At 69.6% G+C, this 18,300-nt stretch carries 14 protein-coding genes and 1 other RNA gene; 5 read left to right on the plus strand and 10 right to left on the minus strand.

Annotation, left to right across the window (positions count from 1 at the left end):
• Positions 1–65: 65 nt before the first annotated feature.
• Complete coding sequence (locus tag AL2_RS25385; protein WP_369688517.1) at positions 66–1,718, minus strand: nSTAND1 domain-containing NTPase; 1,653 nt, start codon at positions 1,716–1,718, stop codon at positions 66–68.
• A gap of 637 nt (positions 1,719–2,355) precedes the next feature.
• Here AL2_RS25385 and fxsT point away from each other — a divergent pair.
• Positions 2,356–4,893 carry an FxSxx-COOH system tetratricopeptide repeat protein gene (fxsT, locus tag AL2_RS25390; RefSeq protein ID WP_245666906.1) on the plus strand — a complete coding sequence of 846 codons (2,538 nt, stop codon included), beginning with the start codon at positions 2,356–2,358 and terminating at the stop codon, positions 4,891–4,893.
• A 6-nt stretch (positions 4,894–4,899) separates the two neighbouring features.
• On the opposite strand, the gene AL2_RS25395 is transcribed toward fxsT, so the two are convergent.
• From AL2_RS25395 to ftsE, 8 genes are all read right to left on the minus strand, one after another.
• Positions 4,900–6,162, minus strand: a complete 1,263-nt coding sequence (locus AL2_RS25395) for an FxsB family cyclophane-forming radical SAM/SPASM peptide maturase (RefSeq protein ID WP_312032889.1) — start codon at positions 6,160–6,162, stop codon at positions 4,900–4,902.
• Between the two features lie 36 nt (positions 6,163–6,198).
• Positions 6,199–6,723: a GNAT family N-acetyltransferase gene (locus tag AL2_RS25400; protein WP_067637720.1), complete on the minus strand. Its 525-nt coding sequence runs from the start codon at positions 6,721–6,723 to the stop codon at positions 6,199–6,201.
• A gap of 346 nt (positions 6,724–7,069) precedes the next feature.
• Positions 7,070–7,442, minus strand: a transfer-messenger RNA (tmRNA) gene (gene ssrA / locus AL2_RS25405).
• Positions 7,443–7,748: 306 nt separating this feature from the next.
• Positions 7,749–9,692 (minus strand): penicillin-binding transpeptidase domain-containing protein, encoded by a 1,944-nt coding sequence (locus tag AL2_RS25410; protein WP_083946890.1) that lies wholly within the window; start codon positions 9,690–9,692, stop codon positions 7,749–7,751.
• A 9-nt stretch (positions 9,693–9,701) separates the two neighbouring features.
• Positions 9,702–10,205 (minus strand): SsrA-binding protein SmpB, encoded by a 504-nt coding sequence (smpB, locus tag AL2_RS25415; RefSeq protein ID WP_067637722.1) that lies wholly within the window; start codon positions 10,203–10,205, stop codon positions 9,702–9,704.
• Between the two features lie 4 nt (positions 10,206–10,209).
• On the minus strand, positions 10,210–11,409 hold the full coding sequence (locus AL2_RS25420; protein ID WP_245666908.1) for a S41 family peptidase: 1,200 nt from the start codon (positions 11,407–11,409) through the stop codon (positions 10,210–10,212).
• A gap of 91 nt (positions 11,410–11,500) precedes the next feature.
• Positions 11,501–12,406: a permease-like cell division protein FtsX gene (gene ftsX, locus AL2_RS25425; protein ID WP_067637724.1), complete on the minus strand. Its 906-nt coding sequence runs from the start codon at positions 12,404–12,406 to the stop codon at positions 11,501–11,503.
• 130 nt (positions 12,407–12,536) lie between these two features.
• Positions 12,537–13,226, minus strand: coding sequence for a cell division ATP-binding protein FtsE (ftsE, locus tag AL2_RS25430; protein WP_067637726.1), 690 nt, complete (start codon positions 13,224–13,226; stop codon positions 12,537–12,539).
• A gap of 411 nt (positions 13,227–13,637) precedes the next feature.
• Between ftsE and AL2_RS25435 the strand changes: the two genes are divergently transcribed.
• Positions 13,638–13,823, plus strand: coding sequence for a hypothetical protein (locus tag AL2_RS25435; protein ID WP_067637909.1), 186 nt, complete (start codon positions 13,638–13,640; stop codon positions 13,821–13,823).
• Between the two features lie 15 nt (positions 13,824–13,838).
• On the opposite strand, the gene AL2_RS25440 is transcribed toward AL2_RS25435, so the two are convergent.
• Positions 13,839–14,897 carry a DUF8094 domain-containing protein gene (locus AL2_RS25440; RefSeq protein WP_067637728.1) on the minus strand — a complete coding sequence of 353 codons (1,059 nt, stop codon included), beginning with the start codon at positions 14,895–14,897 and terminating at the stop codon, positions 13,839–13,841.
• 148 nt (positions 14,898–15,045) lie between these two features.
• On the opposite strand from AL2_RS25440, the gene prfB reads away from it, so the two are divergent.
• The 3 genes from prfB (at position 15,046) to AL2_RS25455 (ending at position 18,289) form a co-directional block, all read left to right on the plus strand.
• Entirely contained in the window at positions 15,046–16,155 is a 1,110-nt protein-coding gene (prfB, locus tag AL2_RS25445; RefSeq protein WP_067637730.1) for a peptide chain release factor 2, read from the plus strand.
• A 113-nt stretch (positions 16,156–16,268) separates the two neighbouring features.
• On the plus strand, positions 16,269–17,243 hold the full coding sequence (locus AL2_RS25450; RefSeq protein ID WP_067637732.1) for a DUF8094 domain-containing protein: 975 nt from the start codon (positions 16,269–16,271) through the stop codon (positions 17,241–17,243).
• 143 nt (positions 17,244–17,386) lie between these two features.
• A complete protein-coding gene (locus AL2_RS25455; protein ID WP_157438357.1) occupies positions 17,387–18,289 on the plus strand; it encodes a DUF8094 domain-containing protein in 903 nt (300 codons plus the stop codon).
• Positions 18,290–18,300 lie beyond the last annotated feature (11 nt).

Below are 18,300 nucleotides of genomic sequence, written 5' to 3' on the forward strand. Positions count from 1 at the left end.
TACATATACGGATACTCGTCGCAGAGGGAACACTCGGCGAGATGAGTACCGGGTGGCTCGCCGAGCTACGCGGTACCGGACAGGGTCCGCTTGGCGATGAGCGCTTCGCGGTTGGCGCCGTCCCGTCCGAGGACGTCCTCGAACACCGCCCGGGCGGCGCGCGTCCGTCCGGCCCGCCCGAGGGCCCGCCCGAGGGCGGTCTGAACCGACAGTTCATGCGGGAGCCGGCCGGCCGCCGCCCGGAGCTGCCGCACCGCTTCGACGGGGTCGTCCTCCAAGAGGATCCGGCCGATTCCGGTCAGCAGCCAGCCGACCGCGGCATTGTCCGGAACCGCCTCGAAGATCGCCGCGGCGTCCCGATAGCGCGCCACGGCCCTGTCGGCGTCCCCGCGCTCGTAAGCGATGTCGCCGAGGAAGGCCGTCATGACGGCGAGATCCCTCAGATTCCTCTCGCTGCATCCCCGGACCGCCGCTTCCGCGTGGCGGCGCGCCAGTTCGAGATCGCCGTCCGCCAACGCCCGATGCGCCTGGCGCAGCCGGGCCGAAGGGCCGGGCCTGCGGATCGGGATCGCGGCATCGCCGATCTGCCCGAGCGGTTCGCCGAGCCTGGGGTGCAGGAGCTCGTAATACAGGCCGCCGTCACGGACCCGAGCCCGGATGAGGTGGGAGTCCTGCACCGCGTCGACGACTGCGCTCGGCACATCCTCGCGGGACCGGGCCGCGGGAACCCCCGCACGCCCCTGCGGCCCGCCGAACATGGAACGGAACCAGGAGTAGAGGGTGGCCGCCGGGAGGCTGTGGTCCGCGGCGATCGTCGAGAGGTTGTGCGCGCAGAAATCCTTGAGTGCGAGGTTCACTTCGGCGCGGAGGCGCTCCGCTGCGATCCCGGAATCGCCGGCCAAGTGCTCCCACAGGCGCCCGGTGGCGAGTTGCAGCAGCACCGGCTGGACGCGCGAGGTGGTCTGCACGCCGCTCCCCGCCCGTACCGTCCGCAGTTCGTGGACCAGAGCCCCGGCGGCGGTCTCACCGGAACGCCCGGTCAGGCCGAGCGGCTCGACCACTTCGTACGCCGCTTCGGGGGTCAGTGGCTCAAGCGCATAGGTGGCGGGCGGCTCCTGGCCCAGCCGGGCAGCGAACTCCACCGCCTCGCCGAGCGCGTCGTCACGGACGACGAGCAGCAGGTGCAAGTCGGGGAGTTCATGCATGGCCGTCGCCAGCTCATCGAGGAAGCTCCGGCGGTGTCGTTCGCGCCGGCCGGACCTGCGCAGCATGACTTCCGCCCCGTCGATGGCACCGAGCATCGGCGGTTGGCGGTCGAACCCGTCCATGCGGCGCTGCCTGCGCAGGAACGTCCCGATCGTCACCTCGGAGACATGGACGGGTGATGCACGCGTGTACCACGAGGCGAGCACGGCGAGCCGGAACGGATCGTGGTCGGCCAGCGCGGCGACGGGGAACGCCGGCCGGTACGCCATGTGCGCTATCGGGAGGACGTGTGCGCCCTCGCCTCTCAGTAACGGGACGGTGCCCGCGCACAGCAACGAGGTTTTGCCGACACCGGCGCCGCCATGAAGAACAACGAGCCGATTACTCGCCCACATCATGGCGACATCGCGGGTCTCCCGGCCCCTGCCGCGGAACATCTCCCGATCGGCCTCGTCGTAAGCGCGCATGCCCACATGGGGACTCTGCGGGCCGAGCGGAGACTGCGCGATCATCGTTCCGTCCCATGACCAGGCACCCGTTGGCAGATGGTGCCGACTGGCTCACCCGAGCGTAACGCACGGCCAGTCGAAACGGCCGGGTAATGCGACGGAAGAACACCGGTCCCGACCATCCGAAAAGCGCGAGTCGGTCAACCGCTATTAGCCGTCGGCCCGCACGAGGGCGTCCTCGGCGCGCCATGCCCCGTCATCGAGCGCGACACCCGGGCCTCCCGGGCCGTGAGCGCAATTATTGTCGAACGAGCGTCCCAGTGAACCGCGCCTGGTCAACTCCATTCGCATCCGCTGAAGACCGGGGCTCGGGGTGACCTGGGATCCTGCCGGGACATCATCGCTGGACAGTAGGAAGCTGGGCTTCAGCATCGTCTCTCCCTGCCGTGGGCACCGCTGCGACTTCGTCGCCGGATCACGTCGAGCCGCCGTCACCATGATTTCAGACGGAAGGCTTCGCCGCCAGACGCTATCCGCCTCGCCAAATCGGGCAGCCAAGGAGGAGGATCGCGGGGGACCGAAATCCGTGGGCGGCTCAGTGTAATCTGACACATATCTAAACCGCCGACTTCAATATACTGTCTTGGTTGACGCATTTGTTTGACGGCGACGTGATGCGGCTTGCTCCACAGGATTCAGCGTGACGCAAGGGGATCGAGTGATCAATACGCAACCCGACCCATCACCAAGGATTCCCCAGGTCTGGGGCAAGGTCCCTCCCCGGAACAAGAACTTCACCGGCCGCACGGATCTGCTCGCACGGCTGCGCGCAGGTCTGGGCGGCCGGGTAACGGCGGTGCTGCCGCACGCCTTGCACGGACTCGGTGGCGTGGGAAAGACCCACATGGCGGTCGAGTACGCCCATCGCTACCAATCCGACTACGACCTCGTCTGGTGGATCCCCGCGGACCAGCCCGTCCTGGTGCGGTCCTCGCTGGCGAGTCTGGCGCCGCGCCTCGGCCTTCCATCGGCCTCGGTGAGCGGCGTCGAGGAGGCGGCCAACGCCGTGCTGGAGGCGCTGCGCCGGGGGGAGCCCTATACCGACTGGCTGTTGATCTTTGACAACGCCGACGAGCCGGAGGAACTCTCCGACATCCTGCCGCAGGGCCCTGGGCACGTGCTGATCACGTCGCGCAACCACCGCTGGGCGGGTGTCGTCGACGCCGTTCCGATCGACGTGTTCAGCCGCAAGGAAAGCCTGGAGTTCCTCACCAAGCGGGTGCCGCGCGGGATGACCCCCGAAGACGCGGACCGGCTCGCCGAGGAACTCGGAGACCTTCCGCTCGCCCTGGAGCAGGCCGGCGCACTCCACGCCGAGACCGGAATCGCGGTATCGGAGTATCTGCAACTCTTGGCGCAGCGCACGAGCCAGTTGCTGTCTCAGGGCAAGCCGAGCGAGTATCCCGCGTCGATGACGGCCGCCTGGGCGCTCTCGGTCGCCAGCCTCGAGGAGAAACTGCCCGAGGCGCTAGATCTCCTGCGCTACTGCTCGTTCTTCGGTCCCGAGCCGATTCCGAGAGACGCCTTCAGCAGGGTCCTCCCGGGGCTGGGCCCGCAACTCTCCGGCCTCATCGCCGACCCCATCCGGCTCGGCCGGGCCATCGGTGAGCTAGGGCGCTTCGCGCTCGCCCGGCTGGACATTCCCGCCCGGACGATGCAGGTGCACCGGCTGATCCAGGCCCTCGTCCGCGACGAACTGCCGGAAGCGGAGCAGAACCGGCTCCGCCATGAGGTTCACCTGCTGCTGGCCAACTACATCCCGTCCGACCCGGGCAACGCCGGCAACTGGGACACTTATCTGAACGCTCTCGGGCACCTGGAGCCGGCCGGAGTGGCCCGCTGCCAGGAACCGGCGGTACGTGAACTAGCACTGAACATGATCACGTTTCTGTACGCCTCGGCCGACTACCTCTCAGCCCAGGGTTTCGTGCAGTCGTTCATCGAGAACTGGTCGGCGGCCTCCGGCCCCGATCACGAGAACGTCCTGGAACTGAAGGTGCAACTCGGCAACCTCTTGCGCGAACTGGGCCAGTACGACGAGGCTGCCAGACACGACTCGGAGACGCACCAGGCAGCCGAGAAGGCTCTCGGCCGCGATCACGACACGACCCTGCGCGCACTGCGCGGACGGGCGGCGGACCTCAGAGCGAGCGGCGATTTCCAGCAGGCGCACGAGATCGATGAGGAGGCGCTGCGCCGGTTCCGGTCGAAGTCCGGAGAGAAGGACTGGAACACCTGGCGCGCCGCCAACAGCGTTGCGCTGGACCACGGTCTCAAGAGCGACTACCAGAACGCTCGGACGCTCCTCGAAGAGGTGATCCGCGGGATCCGTGCGAGCGACCCGTCCCCCAACCCCGCCTCATACCTCAACATCTACACCGGGCTGGCGAGGGCGGTACGGCTCAGCGGGGACTTCTCCGAGGCCTGCGACCTCGGCGAGGACGCCTACGCCTACGGCGTCGAGCACCTCGGCCCCGAACACGCCTGGACGTTGCGCACCGGCAAGGACCTGGCCATCGCATCGCGCAGAGCGGGAGACTACGACCGCGCCCTGGAGCTCGCCGAAGATATTCATCAGCGCTATGTGCGAATCTTCGGGCTCGACCATCCCGACACGCTGGCGGCCGCGATCTGCTTGGCGAACATCCGGCGCACGATCGGCCAACTCCAGGAGGCGCTGCTGCTCGCCGATGACACCGTCCGCCGCTATCCGCGCATCTACACCTCCGAGCACCCCTATTTCCACGCCTGTGCGGGGAACCTGGCCATCCTGCGGCGCATCACCGGCGACCCGGGGGTCGCAAGGAAGATCAACGAGGAGGCGCTGACGGGGCTGGAACTGAAACTCGGACGGGACCACCACTACTCCCTCACCGTCGCCGTCAACCTGGCAGGCGACCTGACCGACCTCGGCGAGACGGAACCGGCGTACCGGCTGTGCGCCGGCAGTCTCCGTCGGCTTCAGGCGCTGCTGGGCGACACCCACCCGACGACCCTGACGGCAGCGGCGAACACCGTCGTGAATCTACGGGCTCTCGGCAGGGAGGATGAGGCTGCGGAATTGTTCTCCACGACCGAGGAGGGCTACCGCCGCACGCTCACCCTCGATCACCCGGACGCCCAGGTGTTCCTGGAAGGACGCAGGCTGGACGCCGACTTCGACCCGCCGCCGATCTGACGCAGATCAACCGACCGTGGCCACGGCCTCGGCCTCGGGTTCGGGCTCAGCTGCCAGTTCGCGGCTGAGCACGTCCCGGATGTGGCTGATCAGTTTGAACAGGTCCCGGCAGTACACCGAGGGGTTGCGGAATCCGGTGCCCGACCGGTACCGGTGCGGGTAGAGGCCACCACCGCACACCTCCTGGGCGGGGCAGGCCAGGCACTGGTCCGAGAGTGCCCGCCGGCCGATCTGCCGCGCGGCGACGGACGGCAGCTCCAGCACGGTGTCGAACGTGTCACGAGAAACGTGCAGCCTCGTACCCGCGGCGCCCTCGTACGCGGACTTCAGCGAGTCGACCTGCTCGATCTCACCGTTCGTCTCCACCACGACCACGGCCACCGGTGAGAGCCCGACGGCCTCGCTCGCCGACATCCGGCCGAACAGCAGCCGGATGATCTCGCTGAAGAGCCGGATGCGGACGTCGGCGGCCTCCACGGCGTACCAGCGGTCGAAGATGGCGATGAGCCAGTCCCCGTAGGGCGTCGACTCGTCCGGGAGGCGCCCCGGTGGCGGCTCGTCCCAATTCCCATGCGGCAGTAGGAAGTCCATCTCGGGCGGCCCGAAGTCGAGCAGCGACTCGTAGGTGACGATCGGGTCGTTGCGCAGTTCGACCGTGCTCAGCAGGCCGCCGAACAGGTCCCGGTACCGCGGCCCGGTGAGCCGCTCCAGCCCGTCCCGCACCGCCGCGTAACTCCCGCGCCCATCGGCACGCCGCCGGTGCCGATCGTGGCCTTCCTCGTCACCGTCCACGCTCACGCCGACGGTGACGCCGTACTCGGCGAACAGGTCCAGGAACAGTTCATCGAGCAGGACACCGTTCGTCTGCACGCTGAATCCGACACGCACATCCGGCCGGCAAGCGGCTAGGACGGTTTCGATGGCATGCCGCAGATGATCGGCGCCGGCCAGCAGCGGCTCCCCGCCATGCAGGACGACCTGGACCTCGGATAACAGGTTCATCCGGGCATGCTCGGCGATGCGCTGCGCCGTCCATTCGATGACCTGCCGTGACATTCGCCGCGGCTGCCGCCGCCAGCCCTGATCGGCCATCTCGTACATGTAGCAGTAGTCACATGCGAGGTTGCAGCGGCTATGCACCTTGAGGATGAAGTCACGGATCGGCGTGGGCCGCCACCCGTCCTCCAGAAGCCCGCGTACATCCAAGGCGTCCGGCCACTCCGCGTTGCGGACGCCCACCAGCCGACCTCCCACCGAGATCAACGACACGGAGATACTTTGCAGTGATATGTCTGTTTTGCAAGATCAATAAACATGATCAACCACACGGGCCCAGCGCTCGTGGTCCCGCCACACCCCGTCGATCTTGATGAACCCCGGCGAGAACCCTTCCTTGCGGAAACCAAGCCGCCGGACCAACTGCACGGACGCCGTATTCCCTGGCTGGATGTCCGCCTCAACCCGATGCAGACCCAACTCCCCGAAGGCGTACTCGACCGCGAGCCCGACTCCTTCGCCCACGTACCCCCGTCCCGCATAAGGCAAGAAGGCCGAATACCCGAGCATGCCGCGCTGATAGCAGCCGCGCACGATGCCGTTGATGTTGACGGTCCCGACAAGGTCCCCGCCTTCACGCAGGCAGATCACCAACCCCACCGCAGCGACCTGGTCGAACCGCTCAAGATACTCCCGGAACTCCCCTGCCGACGCGGGCAGTACGACCCAGGGGTGATGGAAGGCAGCGCTCTCCTTCGCCAACGCGACGAACCGCGCCTCATCCTCCTCCTGCACTCGCCGTACCAAGACCCGCGCCCCCACCCCCAACTCCATATCCACCCGCCGAAATCTACGCCAACCCCCCACCACCAGCGCGCCCACCAAGCAGCATCAGCATCAGCATCAGCACCAGCTTTCAGCCAGCACAGACGACACCACGAGCAGCGGCCCGAGCCGCACTCAGACCCCGCCACGCGTCAAGGCGCGGTGACCGAAACAACTCGGCGGGGAAGGCCCCGGCATCGACAGTAGACATGAGAAAGCGGCGCGCTGCGTGTCTCGCAGGCGCGCCGCTGATGTGCGTAGCCCTCACATCGGGGGTCTGGGGGGCGCCCCCCAGGTCGACATGACGAAGGAGTGGTGTGTCTGCGTTGTCCGCAGACACACCACTCCCTACTCCGAGTGGAGGTGGCGGGAATCGAACCCGCGTCCTTCGGTGATGGGTCAGGGCTTCTCCGGGTGCAGCCTGCTTGGCGCTTTCTCAGTCCCGGCGCTCACGCAGGCGTGTCGCCGACGGACTCAGTCGCTGTTTGTTTTCCCTACCGGCCCCGCGACCGGGTCGATAGGTGGAGTCTCCTTACGATGCCAGACCCCGGCTCGGAGACGCTACCGGGCTGACAGAGTTCGCTCCTCGCTCAGGCGGCGAGGGCGAACTCGGACTGCTTCTTGTTGGCAGTTATTGGTTTGCTGTCACAGGATTTACGAGGTCACGACAGCAACCCTCGACCCGCTTCCCCTGGCTCGAACGACCGAAGTCGAAGCCGGTCACCCCCATGTTGAGTTGTCAAAACGGTCGTCCTGGGACGTCCGCACGATGACGTTACTAGGTTAACGCGTACGCGGGCAATGTGATTCCCGCCCGGACGGACGTGAACCCCGGTGGGCGCGTGCTGTACCGCGCCCACCGGGGTCGACCGGCAGGGTCGGGCCGGTCCGGACGGCGGAGCCTCCCCCGAGTCGAGGCTCCGGTCTCATCACGTCGACTGGGTCCGCAACCCCCAAGCGGTGTCCCAGTCACCCGTGAAGACGCCCGGGGCCGGCGGGATGGTTGCGTCCCGCTCGTAAAGGGATCCCCAACTCTAGGAGTGGCCGGTCAGGAACCTGGCGGCGAGCTTGGCGGTGTTGACGCTGCCTTCGACGGCGATGGCGAAGGCGCGGTCGCCGCTGGAGCCGACGAACCAGGAGACGGTCTTGTTGTCGCCGCCGCGCACGTAGGTGGTGAGGGCAGCGACGCCGACGACGTCGCCGGAGACGCGGGCGGACTTGGCGTTGCCGTGGGTGGCGGTGCGGGTGAGGACCCGTTTGAGGCTCACGATGGACTCGGACTGGAGGCTCTGCGGCGCCGGCGCCTGGACGGTCTTCGCGAGGTCCTTGTCCTTGAGGACGTACGGGGGCTTCCACGTACCGTTCTGCGCGGCGGCGGCGACGAGGGCCATGGCGAGGGGGCTCACCTCGACGTTGCCCTCACCGACCATCGTGGCGGCCTTCTGGCCCTCGTCGGCGGGGGCGGGCACGGTGCCGGTGAACGCGGGGACGGACAGGCCCCAGTCCTTGCCGATGCCGAACTGGGCCGCCTCCTGGACGAGGGTCTGCGCGTCCAGCTTGGCGCCGAGCTGCGCGAGGGTCGTCTTGCAGGACGCGGCGAACGCGTTGGCGAGGGTGGTCTCGCCGTAGGCCTTGTTGGTGAACGTCGTGCCGCCGACGGTGGCGGTGCCGGGGCAGGTGGTCTCAGTGTTCTGGTTCATCCCGGTCACGTGGGAGAACAGGGCCTCCGCGGACACGATCCCGAACGTCAGGCCGGGCGGGTAGTGGCCTTCGAACGCGCGGTTCTCGCCGTTCGTCCCGTGGTTGGACACCGCCAGCACCTCGCCGGTGCTCGGCCGCACCGCCACCATGGACGCCGGCACGGTCAGCCCCTGGAGCGCGAAGTCGGCACGCGTCTGGTAGCCGGGGTCGAGGGTGGTCTGGACGCCCTGCGGCTCCTGGCCCGGCCAGGACCGCAGCTCCTCGGTGTTCTTGCCCGTCTCGTCCTGCGCCACGACCCGGACGGTCGGCGTGCCGGCGAGGCGGCGCTGCTGGAGCAGCTGGACGCCGCTGACGCCGATCGTGTCGCCCGGCTGGTAGGGGGCGCCGACCTGCTGCAGCCGGTCGGCGGTGGCGGGGCCGAGGTGGCCGACCAGCTCGGGCGCGTACGCGGGGGCGATCGGCGCCCTGGTCAGGTGGAGCTGGAGGCCGGGGATGGTGTTGAGCCGCTGGATGAGGGCGTTGTGCGTGGGGATCTGGAGGGTCAGCAGCGGCAGGAAGTCCTGCGGCGGGGCGGACCGGACGCGGCCGAGGAGGCGTTCGGCGTCGAGGCGGCGGCCGCCGTCCATCTTGGTCTGCTTGGCGAGCTGCTCCAGGGTCTTCTGCGGGTCGGCGAGCTGGCCGGGGTACACGCCGACGTTGTAGGCGCCGACCTCGCGCAGGACGGGGCGGCCCTGCGTGTCGGTGATGGGGGCGCGCTTCGGCACCTCGGTCACGACGGCGAGCCGCTGCCCCGGCTTCAGCTTCGTGTTGATGATGGAGGGGCTCCAGACGACCTTCCACTCGCCGCCGGTGCGCCGCAGGTGCATCAGGCCGGGGTACTCCCACGGCTGGCCGTTCTCACCGAGGTCGATCTTGACGGTGAAGCGGGCGTCGGCCTCGTCGCCCTTCTTGACGATCTGGTCGACGTCGCTGCCCTGCACCTCGGTGCCGAGGGACAGCCGCAGCGACGCGGCGTCGAGCTGCCGGCCGACGCGGGCGAGGGCGTCCGCGACCTCCTCCTTGTCGGCGCCGATCGTCCGGGCGGCGGCGGCCTCGTAGTTGCCGACCTGCCAGGCGATCAGGAAGTCGCGGACGGCCGGCATCGCCGACGGCTCGGCCAGCGCGCCCGGCATCATCGTCGCGCCGACGGCGCCGCAGGCGATCAGGGCGCCGGCCGCCAGCGCGATCGCCCGGCGCGGGATCCTGGGCGGGCCACCCCGCCGGCCTCGGTTCTTCATCAACACCCTTCACCGTCTCCTGAACCGGGCCGCCGCCGCCTTCTGCATCTCGCGGTCGGCTTCCCGCTTGGCGATGGCCTGACGCTTGTCGTAGGTCTTCTTACCACGGGCAAGGCCGATCTCGACCTTGGCCTTGCCGTCCTTGAAGTACAGGGAGAGCGGGATCAGCGTCCAGCCCGGCTCGGACGACGCGGCGATGATCTTCTGGATCTCGCGCTTGTGGAGCAGCAGCTTGCGGCGCCGGCGGGGCGCGTGGTTCGTCCAGGTGCCCTGCGTGTACTCGGGGATGTGGATGTGCTCCAGCCACACCTCGCCGTCCATCACGTGGGCGTAGCCGTCGACGAGAGAGGCGCGCCCGGCGCGCAGCGCCTTGACCTCGGTGCCCGTGAGCACCATGCCCGCCTCCCACGTGTCGTCGATGTGGTAGTCGTAGCGGGCGCGCTTGTGCTGGGCGATGATCTTGCGCCCGGTGTCCTTCTTGTCCTTCTTCTTGCGCCCGGTGTCCCGTGCCACGTCATCAGTCCTTGTCCGGCGTTCGTCTGTCGAGCACGGTCGCGTGCAGGCCGCGCAGCACCGTCCGGGCGCGCCACTCGGCCGCGGCCGGCGGGCGGTCGGCGGACACCGCCACGTCGGGCTCGATCCCGACCCCGTCGAGGTTACGGCCGCCCGGGGTGCGGTAACGACCGACGGTCAGCTCGATGACCGACCCGTCGGCGAGCTCGATCGGTTCCTGGACCGAGCCCTTCCCATATGTACGCGATCCTACGATCACCGCGCGGTCCCGGTCGCGCAGGGAGCCCGCGACGATCTCCGCGGCGCTCGCGGTGCCGGCGTCGACCAGCACCACCAACGGGACGTCCGGGTCGCCGGGCGTGCCGACCGTCCGCCGCTGGACGGGCCGGCCGCGCGGCTCGTAGGTCACGACGGGGCCGCCCGGCAGGAAGGACGACGCCGTCTCGACCGCCTCGTCCAGCAGCCCGCCGGGGTTGCCGCGCAGATCCAGCAGGACGCCGCCGGTGGGCCGGCCGGACGGCGACCGCCCGGTCACGGCGTCGCGGACGTCCCGTCCCGTCCCGCGCGTGAAGGCGCCGACGCGGATCAGGCGCGCGTGCTCCGGGAGAGCGGTCACGGTGACGTTTCCTCCAGGAACCGGCGTGCGGACGAGATGGAACCGCTTGGTTCGACGGCCGCGCTCCACGGTTAGTTCGACGGCCTCGTCCGGACGTCCGCGCAGCGCCTCGGCCACCCGCGAGACGCCCCAGCCGGCGACGGGCCTGCTCCCGACGGCGGTGACGGCGTCCCCGGCCCGGACCCCGGCGCGCGCGGCGGGCGTGCCCGGCTGGACGCTGGCGACCAGCACGCCGGTGCCGCCGTCGGAGCTTCCGAGCCACAGGCCGACGCCGCTGTAGCGGCCGGTGAGGCGTCCTTCGACGTCGTCGTACTCGCGGGCCGGGTAGTACCGCGCCCATTCGTCGCCGAGGCCGCGCAGCATGCCCTCGATGGCGGCGCGGTCGAGTTCGCCGCGGCCGACGGGCTTCGCGGCCCGGCGGGCGATCTGCGCCGCGGCCTCGTCCAGCACGGACCCGCCGCCCGCGACCGCCGCGTGCCGCTGCGAGCCGGAGCCGCTCGCCACGCCGAGGCCGTACGCGCAGAGGATCGCCGCCGCGACGGCCGACCCGCGCAGCGCCGACCCCGGCCGCCTCCTCAGCGGAGGCACGGGCTCAGCGGCGGCGCGGACCGGGACATGCGGCAAGTGTAGGGCGGCCGGACGGCCCGGACCGGCACTCGGCCCGGATCCGGCCGGCACCTCAGATCTTCAGGTATCTGCGCAGCGTCAGGAACGATGCGACGGCGCAGAGCAGCACGCCGAAGCAGATCGACACGACGATGACGGCCATCACCGTGCTCCAGCCGAGCTGGCTGACGAGCTGGACGTCCCCGGCCAATCGGTCGATCAGCAGTTTCTTGCTGAACACCAGCAGGATCGAGGAGAAGATGCCGCCGATCAGGCCGGCGATCGCGCCCTCCAGGATGAACGGCATCTGGATGTAGGTGTTGGACGCGCCGACCAGCCGCATGATGCCGGTCTCCCGGCGCCGGTTGAACGCCGACAGCCGGACGGTGTTGCCGACCAGCATCACCGCCGCGATCACCTGGATCAGCGCGATCGTCAGCGCGGCCACCTGCAGGCCGTTCAGGATCCGGAAGAACCGCTTGAGGATCTCCTGCTCGTTGATCACCGTGTCGACGCCGGGCTGGCCGAGCATCGCCTGCGCGACCGCCTTGTACTCCTCCGGGTTCTTCAGCTTGACCCGGAACGAGTCGGGGATGTCGCCCTCACGGGTGCTCTCCACGAAGCCGGGCGAGCCGGAGAAGCGGTCCTTGAAGCGCTCGTACGCCTGCTGCTTGTTCTCGTACTCGACGTCGGAGACCTGCGGCATCTTCTTCAGGCTCGCCTGGAGCGTCTGCCGCTGCTGGTCGGTCACGTCCTGCTTCTGGCAGGCGGGGTTGGAGCTCGTCTTGGCGCACAGGAAGATCGAGACCTCGATCTTGTCGTACCAGTAGCCCTTGGACGCGTCGACCTGCTGACGCAGGAGCAGCCCGGTGCCGAAGAGCGCCATGGCGATGGCGACGGTGATGACGAGGGAGATCGTCATCGTCATGTTCCTGCGGAGACCGATCCAGATCTCCTGGAGAACGAACTGTACGCGCATGCCTCGCTGTCCTTGATCGCCTTTGGTCCGCCCGGAACCCGGGCGGCCTCGTGAGGGAACGCGGCCCGAAGCGGGCGGTTCCCGCCTTCCGGCTGTCGTACGCCCCGGCGGGAATCGTTGGTTCAGATGGTCAGTACGCCTGGCCGTACACGCCGCGGGACTGGTCGCGGACGACCCGGCCGTCCTCGAGCTCGACGACGCGCTTGCGGAACGCATCGACGATAGCGGCGTCGTGGGTGGCCATGACGACGGTGGTGCCGGTCCGGTTGATGCGGTCCAGCACCTTCATGATGCCGATCGATGTGGCGGGGTCGATGTTCCCCGTGGGCTCGTCCGCGAGCAGGATCATCGGCCGGTTGACGAACGCCCGCGCGATGGCGACGCGCTGCTGCTCGCCGCCGGACAGCTCGTCCGGCATCCGGTGGGCCTTGCCCTCGAGACCGACGAGGTCGATGACCTCCGGGACGACCTTGCCGATGAAGCGCCGCGGCTTGCCGATCACCTCGAGGGCGAACGCGACGTTCTCGAAGACGTTCTTGTTGGGCAGGAGGCGGAAGTCCTGGAAGACGCAGCCGATCCTGCGGCGCAGGTGCGGCACCTTCCAGTTGGTGAGCCTGCTCAGGTCCTTGCCCGCCACGTGCACGTGACCCTGGGAAGGACGCTCCTCCTTGAGGACGAGGCGCAGGAAGGTCGACTTGCCGGAGCCGGACGGGCCCACCAGGAACAGGAACTCGCCCTTCTCGATGGCGACGTTCACATGCTGCAGGGCGGGCCGGTTCTGGCTCGGGTAGACCTTGGTGACGTTGTCGAAATGGATCACGGCTGCATCACGGCGGTTCGCTGTAGGGGTTGGGGAGCGGCCCGGCCAGCGGCCACGGACGCGTCCGTGAGCACTTGCCTGCGCCGCCCGGCTTCACGACCGGGTGGGACGCGTAGCCTTCGAGCAGTGTAGAGGGGACCGGGAACTACCTCGTCCCACTCGGCGCGGTACGGGCTTCCGAAGACGTCGTTCAGCCCGATCGGTGTGTTCCTTCCGATCAGTGCCATGTGCTCCGTCTCCCGACGTCCGGCCGTTTCCTACCATCCAGGTCCCGGACTTGCCGGAACGACCATACAGTCCGGCTACGCTGGATGACGGGGAAAGATACCTAATAAGTGGACGGACACCGAAGAAGCGGACGCTTCCCCCGGACGGACCCACGTGCCGATCCCGGAGATTGGGGCCCACGACATGAGCTGCGAACATCTGATCTGCGCTCGGTGCTCGAACCCGGTGGTGGAGGGGCGGTGCCCCAGCTGCCGGGCGGCGAAGTCGGAGATGCACCGGCACGGCCCGTCCATCCCGCCGGCGCTCGTCCTGGCCGCGCTGGTGGCGCTGCTGTTCGCCGCGCTCGTCCTGCGCCGCGTCTACGGCTGAGCCCCGGCCCGCCCGTCAGGGCTTCTTCGGCGGCGGCGTCGCGGCCTTGGTGACGGCGCCGTCATCGGCGATCATGTGCGCCTTCGGCTGCGGCTTGCCCTTCTTCGCCTTCGCCGGGTCGTAGGCGGCGAAGTGCAGGGTCCTGGTCGTGTCGACCTCGTTGCCCTCGACCGTCCCGTCCAGGAGGTGCTCGGCGTCCTCGGGGATCTCCGGCTTGGGCGTGTCCGGGTCTTTCGCGACGAGCGAGGTGTTGCGGAACAGCGAGTAGACGACCAGCCCGCCGCCGCTCTCCGTCCGCAGCCCGAAGTAGGGGAACGGCGTCGCGGTGTAGACGACCTGGAGCGTGAGGTCCTTCTTCTTGGCCTTCTTCTTCGCACGCCGGTCGTCCCGGTAGAAACCGGTCGTCACGTCGCTCGGCTTCATCACCTTGGCCGCGACGCTGCCGCCGCCCTCCGCGGCGATCGTCGCCTGGATCCCGCCGACGTCGCGGGGGCGGATCAGCAGGGACGTGTCGTCGGTGCTCAGCGCCTCCGCGTACCCTTCGTCGTCGATCGCGACCTTCGGCTCCTTGGCCTTCTTCTGCAACGGCGCCGCGAGCGTGAGCTTCCACTGGTCGGACGGCCCGCGCAGGACGAACGCCATCAACGTCCTGCGCTCGCTCTTGGGCTCGCCCACGACGGAGCGGCCGACCGACACCACGAACCACTGCGGATAAGCGGCGTCCTTCAGCTTCGGCACGTACAGCCTCGGCTTGCCGTAGCCGAAGCGCCGCACCGGATCGCCGTCGTAGGCGGCCTTGCGGAACTCGGCCGCCGTCAGCTGGGACTGGCCGTCGGACGTCCAGGTCAGCGCGAGCCGCTCGTCGCCGGCCGCGCGGGCCACGTCCTCGTCGGTGACATAGGTACGGAACGCCTGCTCCGCGACGTCCGGGGTCAGCGGCACCGGAGCGGGCGGGGACGTCTCGGGCACGCTGACGGCGGGCCGCGCCTCGGTCTTGCCCTCGGCGCAGCCCGCGGCCGCGAGCGCCAGGATGAGCGGCACCGCGGCCGCGATCACCCGCAGGAACCTGTGCAAAGACCCGTCCCCCGGACCGAACTCCGTGCCGGCCGTCGTCGGCCGGCCTCCTCGGCCCGTGATTCTGCCATCAACATGATATTGGCCCTACGACCAGGCGCCGCACACGAGGCGAAGAGCAGTGCCGGGACGGCGCTAAGCTCGGACCGTGGCAGGCATCGATCCGGAAGAGCAGCTCAAGGAACTCGGCGCGACACTGACCAGCATCGAGCAGGTGCTGGACCTCGACGGCATGCGGCGCGACATCGCGGACCTGCGCGAGCAGTCGGCCGACCCCGACCTGTGGAGCGACCAGGAGCGCGCCCAGTCGGTGACCCGCCGCCTCTCGCACCTGGAGAGCGAGCTGGGCCGGGTGGAGGGCCTGCGGCAGCGGCTCGACGACGCCGACACGCTGTACGAGATGGCCCGGGAGATGGACGACGCCGACACACGCGCGGAGGCCGACGACGAGCTCGCGTCGCTGCGGAAGGCCGTCCAGCAGATGGAAGTGCGCACGCTCATGTCGGGCGAGTACGACGCCCGGGAGGCGCTGGTCACCATCAACGCGCAGGCCGGCGGCGTGGACGCGGCCGACTGGGCCGAGCAGCTGCAGCGGATGTACCTGCGCTGGGCGGAGCGGCACGGCTACTCGACGGAGATCTACGACACGTCCTACGCCGAAGAGGCCGGGATCAAGTCGACCACCTTCGCGGTGAAGACCCCCTACGCGTACGGGACGCTGCGCGGCGAGCACGGCACGCACCGGCTGGTGCGGATCTCCCCGTTCGACAACCAGGGGCGCCGGCAGACGTCGTTCGCGGGCCTGGACGTCGTGCCCGTGGTGGAGCAGAGCGACCACGTCGACATCGACGAGAACGACCTGCGGATCGACGTGTACCGGTCGTCCGGGCCGGGCGGGCAGGGCGTCAACACGACCGACTCGGCGGTGCGGATCACCCACCTCCCGTCCGGCATCGTGGTGTCCTGCCAGAACGAGCGCAGCCAGCTGCAGAACAAGGCCACGGCCATGAACGTCCTGCAGGCCAAGCTCCTGGAGCGCCAGCGCCAGGAGGAGGCGGCGAAGATGTCGGAGCTGCGCGGCGACGGCCCCGGCAGCTGGGGCACGCAGATCCGCAACTACGTGCTGCACCCATACCAGATCGTCAAGGACCTGCGCACCGGCGTCGAGGCGGGCAACCCGACCGCGGTGCTGGACGGCGACCTCGACGAGTTCATCGAGGCCGAGATCCGCTGGATGCGCAAGCAGGAGACGGCCTGACCCCTGCGGCCCGCCGTGGCCTTCGGCGGAGTTCCGCATTCACAGAGTGACTGTGCGGTCACTCTGCGAGGATGGCGTGTGATCCGCATCACCGTCGCCATTCGGGGGGCCTCATGGCACGCACTCTCACTCCGATCCTCATACCCGGCCTGCTCGCCGCGGCACTGGCCGCCGGGTGCTCCAGCGGCTCGCCCGCCGAGGCGGCGAAGCCCAGGGGGACGCCCGCGCTGACCAAGGCGCAGGCGCAGCAGGTCCTCGCGTCCTACACCCGGGGCGCGAACCGCGCGGGAAGGCGGTTCGGCGGCAGGGCGCTGCGCGCTGTCGAGGCCGACCCGCAGCTGTCGATGGACGCGGCCGCACTGAAGCTGCGGCGCGCCGTCCGGCAGCGTCCGCCGAAGCTGGCCTTCTCCAACGCCACGTTCTACATCCCGCGGCTGGCCGGCTACCCGCACTGGTTCGCGGCCGACGCCGCCACCGGCCAGGGCGACCGGGCGCTGCGGCACGCGCTGCTGTTCACGCAGGCCAAGGCGGGGGCGCCGTGGCTGCTCGCCGCCGACCCGTATCCGTCCGAGGCGGCGCTGAGCAAGATCGCCCTCGACCCGGAGGGGTACGCCACGCCGGTCGACCCCGGCGCGCGGGACCTCGGCGTCGCCCCCGGGAAGCTGCCGCAGGCGCACGCCGCGCTGCTCACCGGCGGGCCGCGCGCGTCCGGCGCCTCGCTCCTCGCGGACGGGGCGAAGACCAGCGAGACGTACAAGGCGCTCAAGCAGGGCGAGCGGGCGCTGGCCGGACGCGGCGTGACGCTGTCGTCCCGGTTCTCCGCCGCGCCGTACACGGTGTTCGCGCTGCGCACCAAGGACCGCGGGGCGGTCGTCTGGTATGTCCTGAAGCAGAACGAGGCGTATTCCGCGGCGAAACGGGGCAGGTTGGCGGTGAGCGGGGATCTTGTCGGGCTCGCCCCGGCCAGCACCGCCAGGACGCGCCTGGACACGACCGTCCTCGTGCAGTACCTGGCCACCGTTCCGCCCAAGGGCCGGGCCACGGTCAGCGGCATGTACCGCAAGGCCGTCGCGGTGCACGGCTCCTGAACTCCGCCGGGTGCCGGCCGGTCCCGCTCTTCTGACCGCTGCGCAGGACCGCCCCGGCACCCGGCGGTGCTTGTTGCCCCCTCTCCTCTTCGGGCCCATACACTGGCGCGGCAAGTCCGACAATTCGTCCGCCGAGGTGGGTCGTGCGCCGTGCGCCTCTCGTGGCTGTGGCCGCGCTCCTGCTCGCGGTCGCCGGGTGCTCCGGGTCCGTTTCGGGCACGGGCACCGAGGCGACGGAACCGAGCGGCAAGCCCGCGGTCACGGCCGAGGAGTCGCTCGACGTCCTCAAGGACTGGACGGAGCGGCACAACAAGGCCATCACGTCCGGTGAGGAACGCCAGTGGCGCGACACCGTGACGGGTGCCCTGGAAGCTCCCGTCAGCGCACGCGTGCGCACCTACGGGAAGCTGCCCGAGTCTGCGGAGATCTCGCTGTCGAACCCGGTGTTCTACGTGCCGCGGCTGGACGGATTCCCCAAGTGGTTCGGGATTGCCGGGCTGGAGCGGTCGGGCGGCAGGGACCAGCAGGTTCTCGGTGTGTTCGTGAAGGCGAAGAAGGCGGACGACTGGCTCGCCGCGCACTGGCTGACGTTCCAGGGCAAGCCGCCGCAGCTCGACTACGACCCGCAGGGCTACGCGGTCCCGGCCCCTGATCGGGGCCTGCCCGCCGCACACGCGAAGTACCTCGCGGACGGTGACGAGTCCGCCGTGGTGCCGGACCCCTACTCGCGGGACGCCCGCACCAAGAAGATCGGTGACTGGACGTCCGAGCCCGGGAAGTTCACGCCGGGGCCGGGACCGTCCTATGCCCTGCGCACCCAGGACGGCGGTTCGCTGGTGTGGTACGGCCTGAGGCAGGAGCAGGAGCTCAGCGGCGGCGAGGCGTCCACGCTGCCGGCCGGCATCCGCGACTACCTGGGCAAGGACGACGACAAGCCGGGGAAGACGCTCGACACGTCCTGGCAGTGGCTGGCCATCGGGTACGCGCCGCCATCCGGCAAGGCCCGCGTCCTCGGAGAGTCGGTCTCCCTGACGTCCGCCCGCTGAGAACGCGCGGC

This window comes from Actinomadura latina NBRC 106108, assembly GCF_001552195.1.
GTDB lineage: Bacteria > Actinomycetota > Actinomycetes > Streptosporangiales > Streptosporangiaceae > Spirillospora > Spirillospora latina.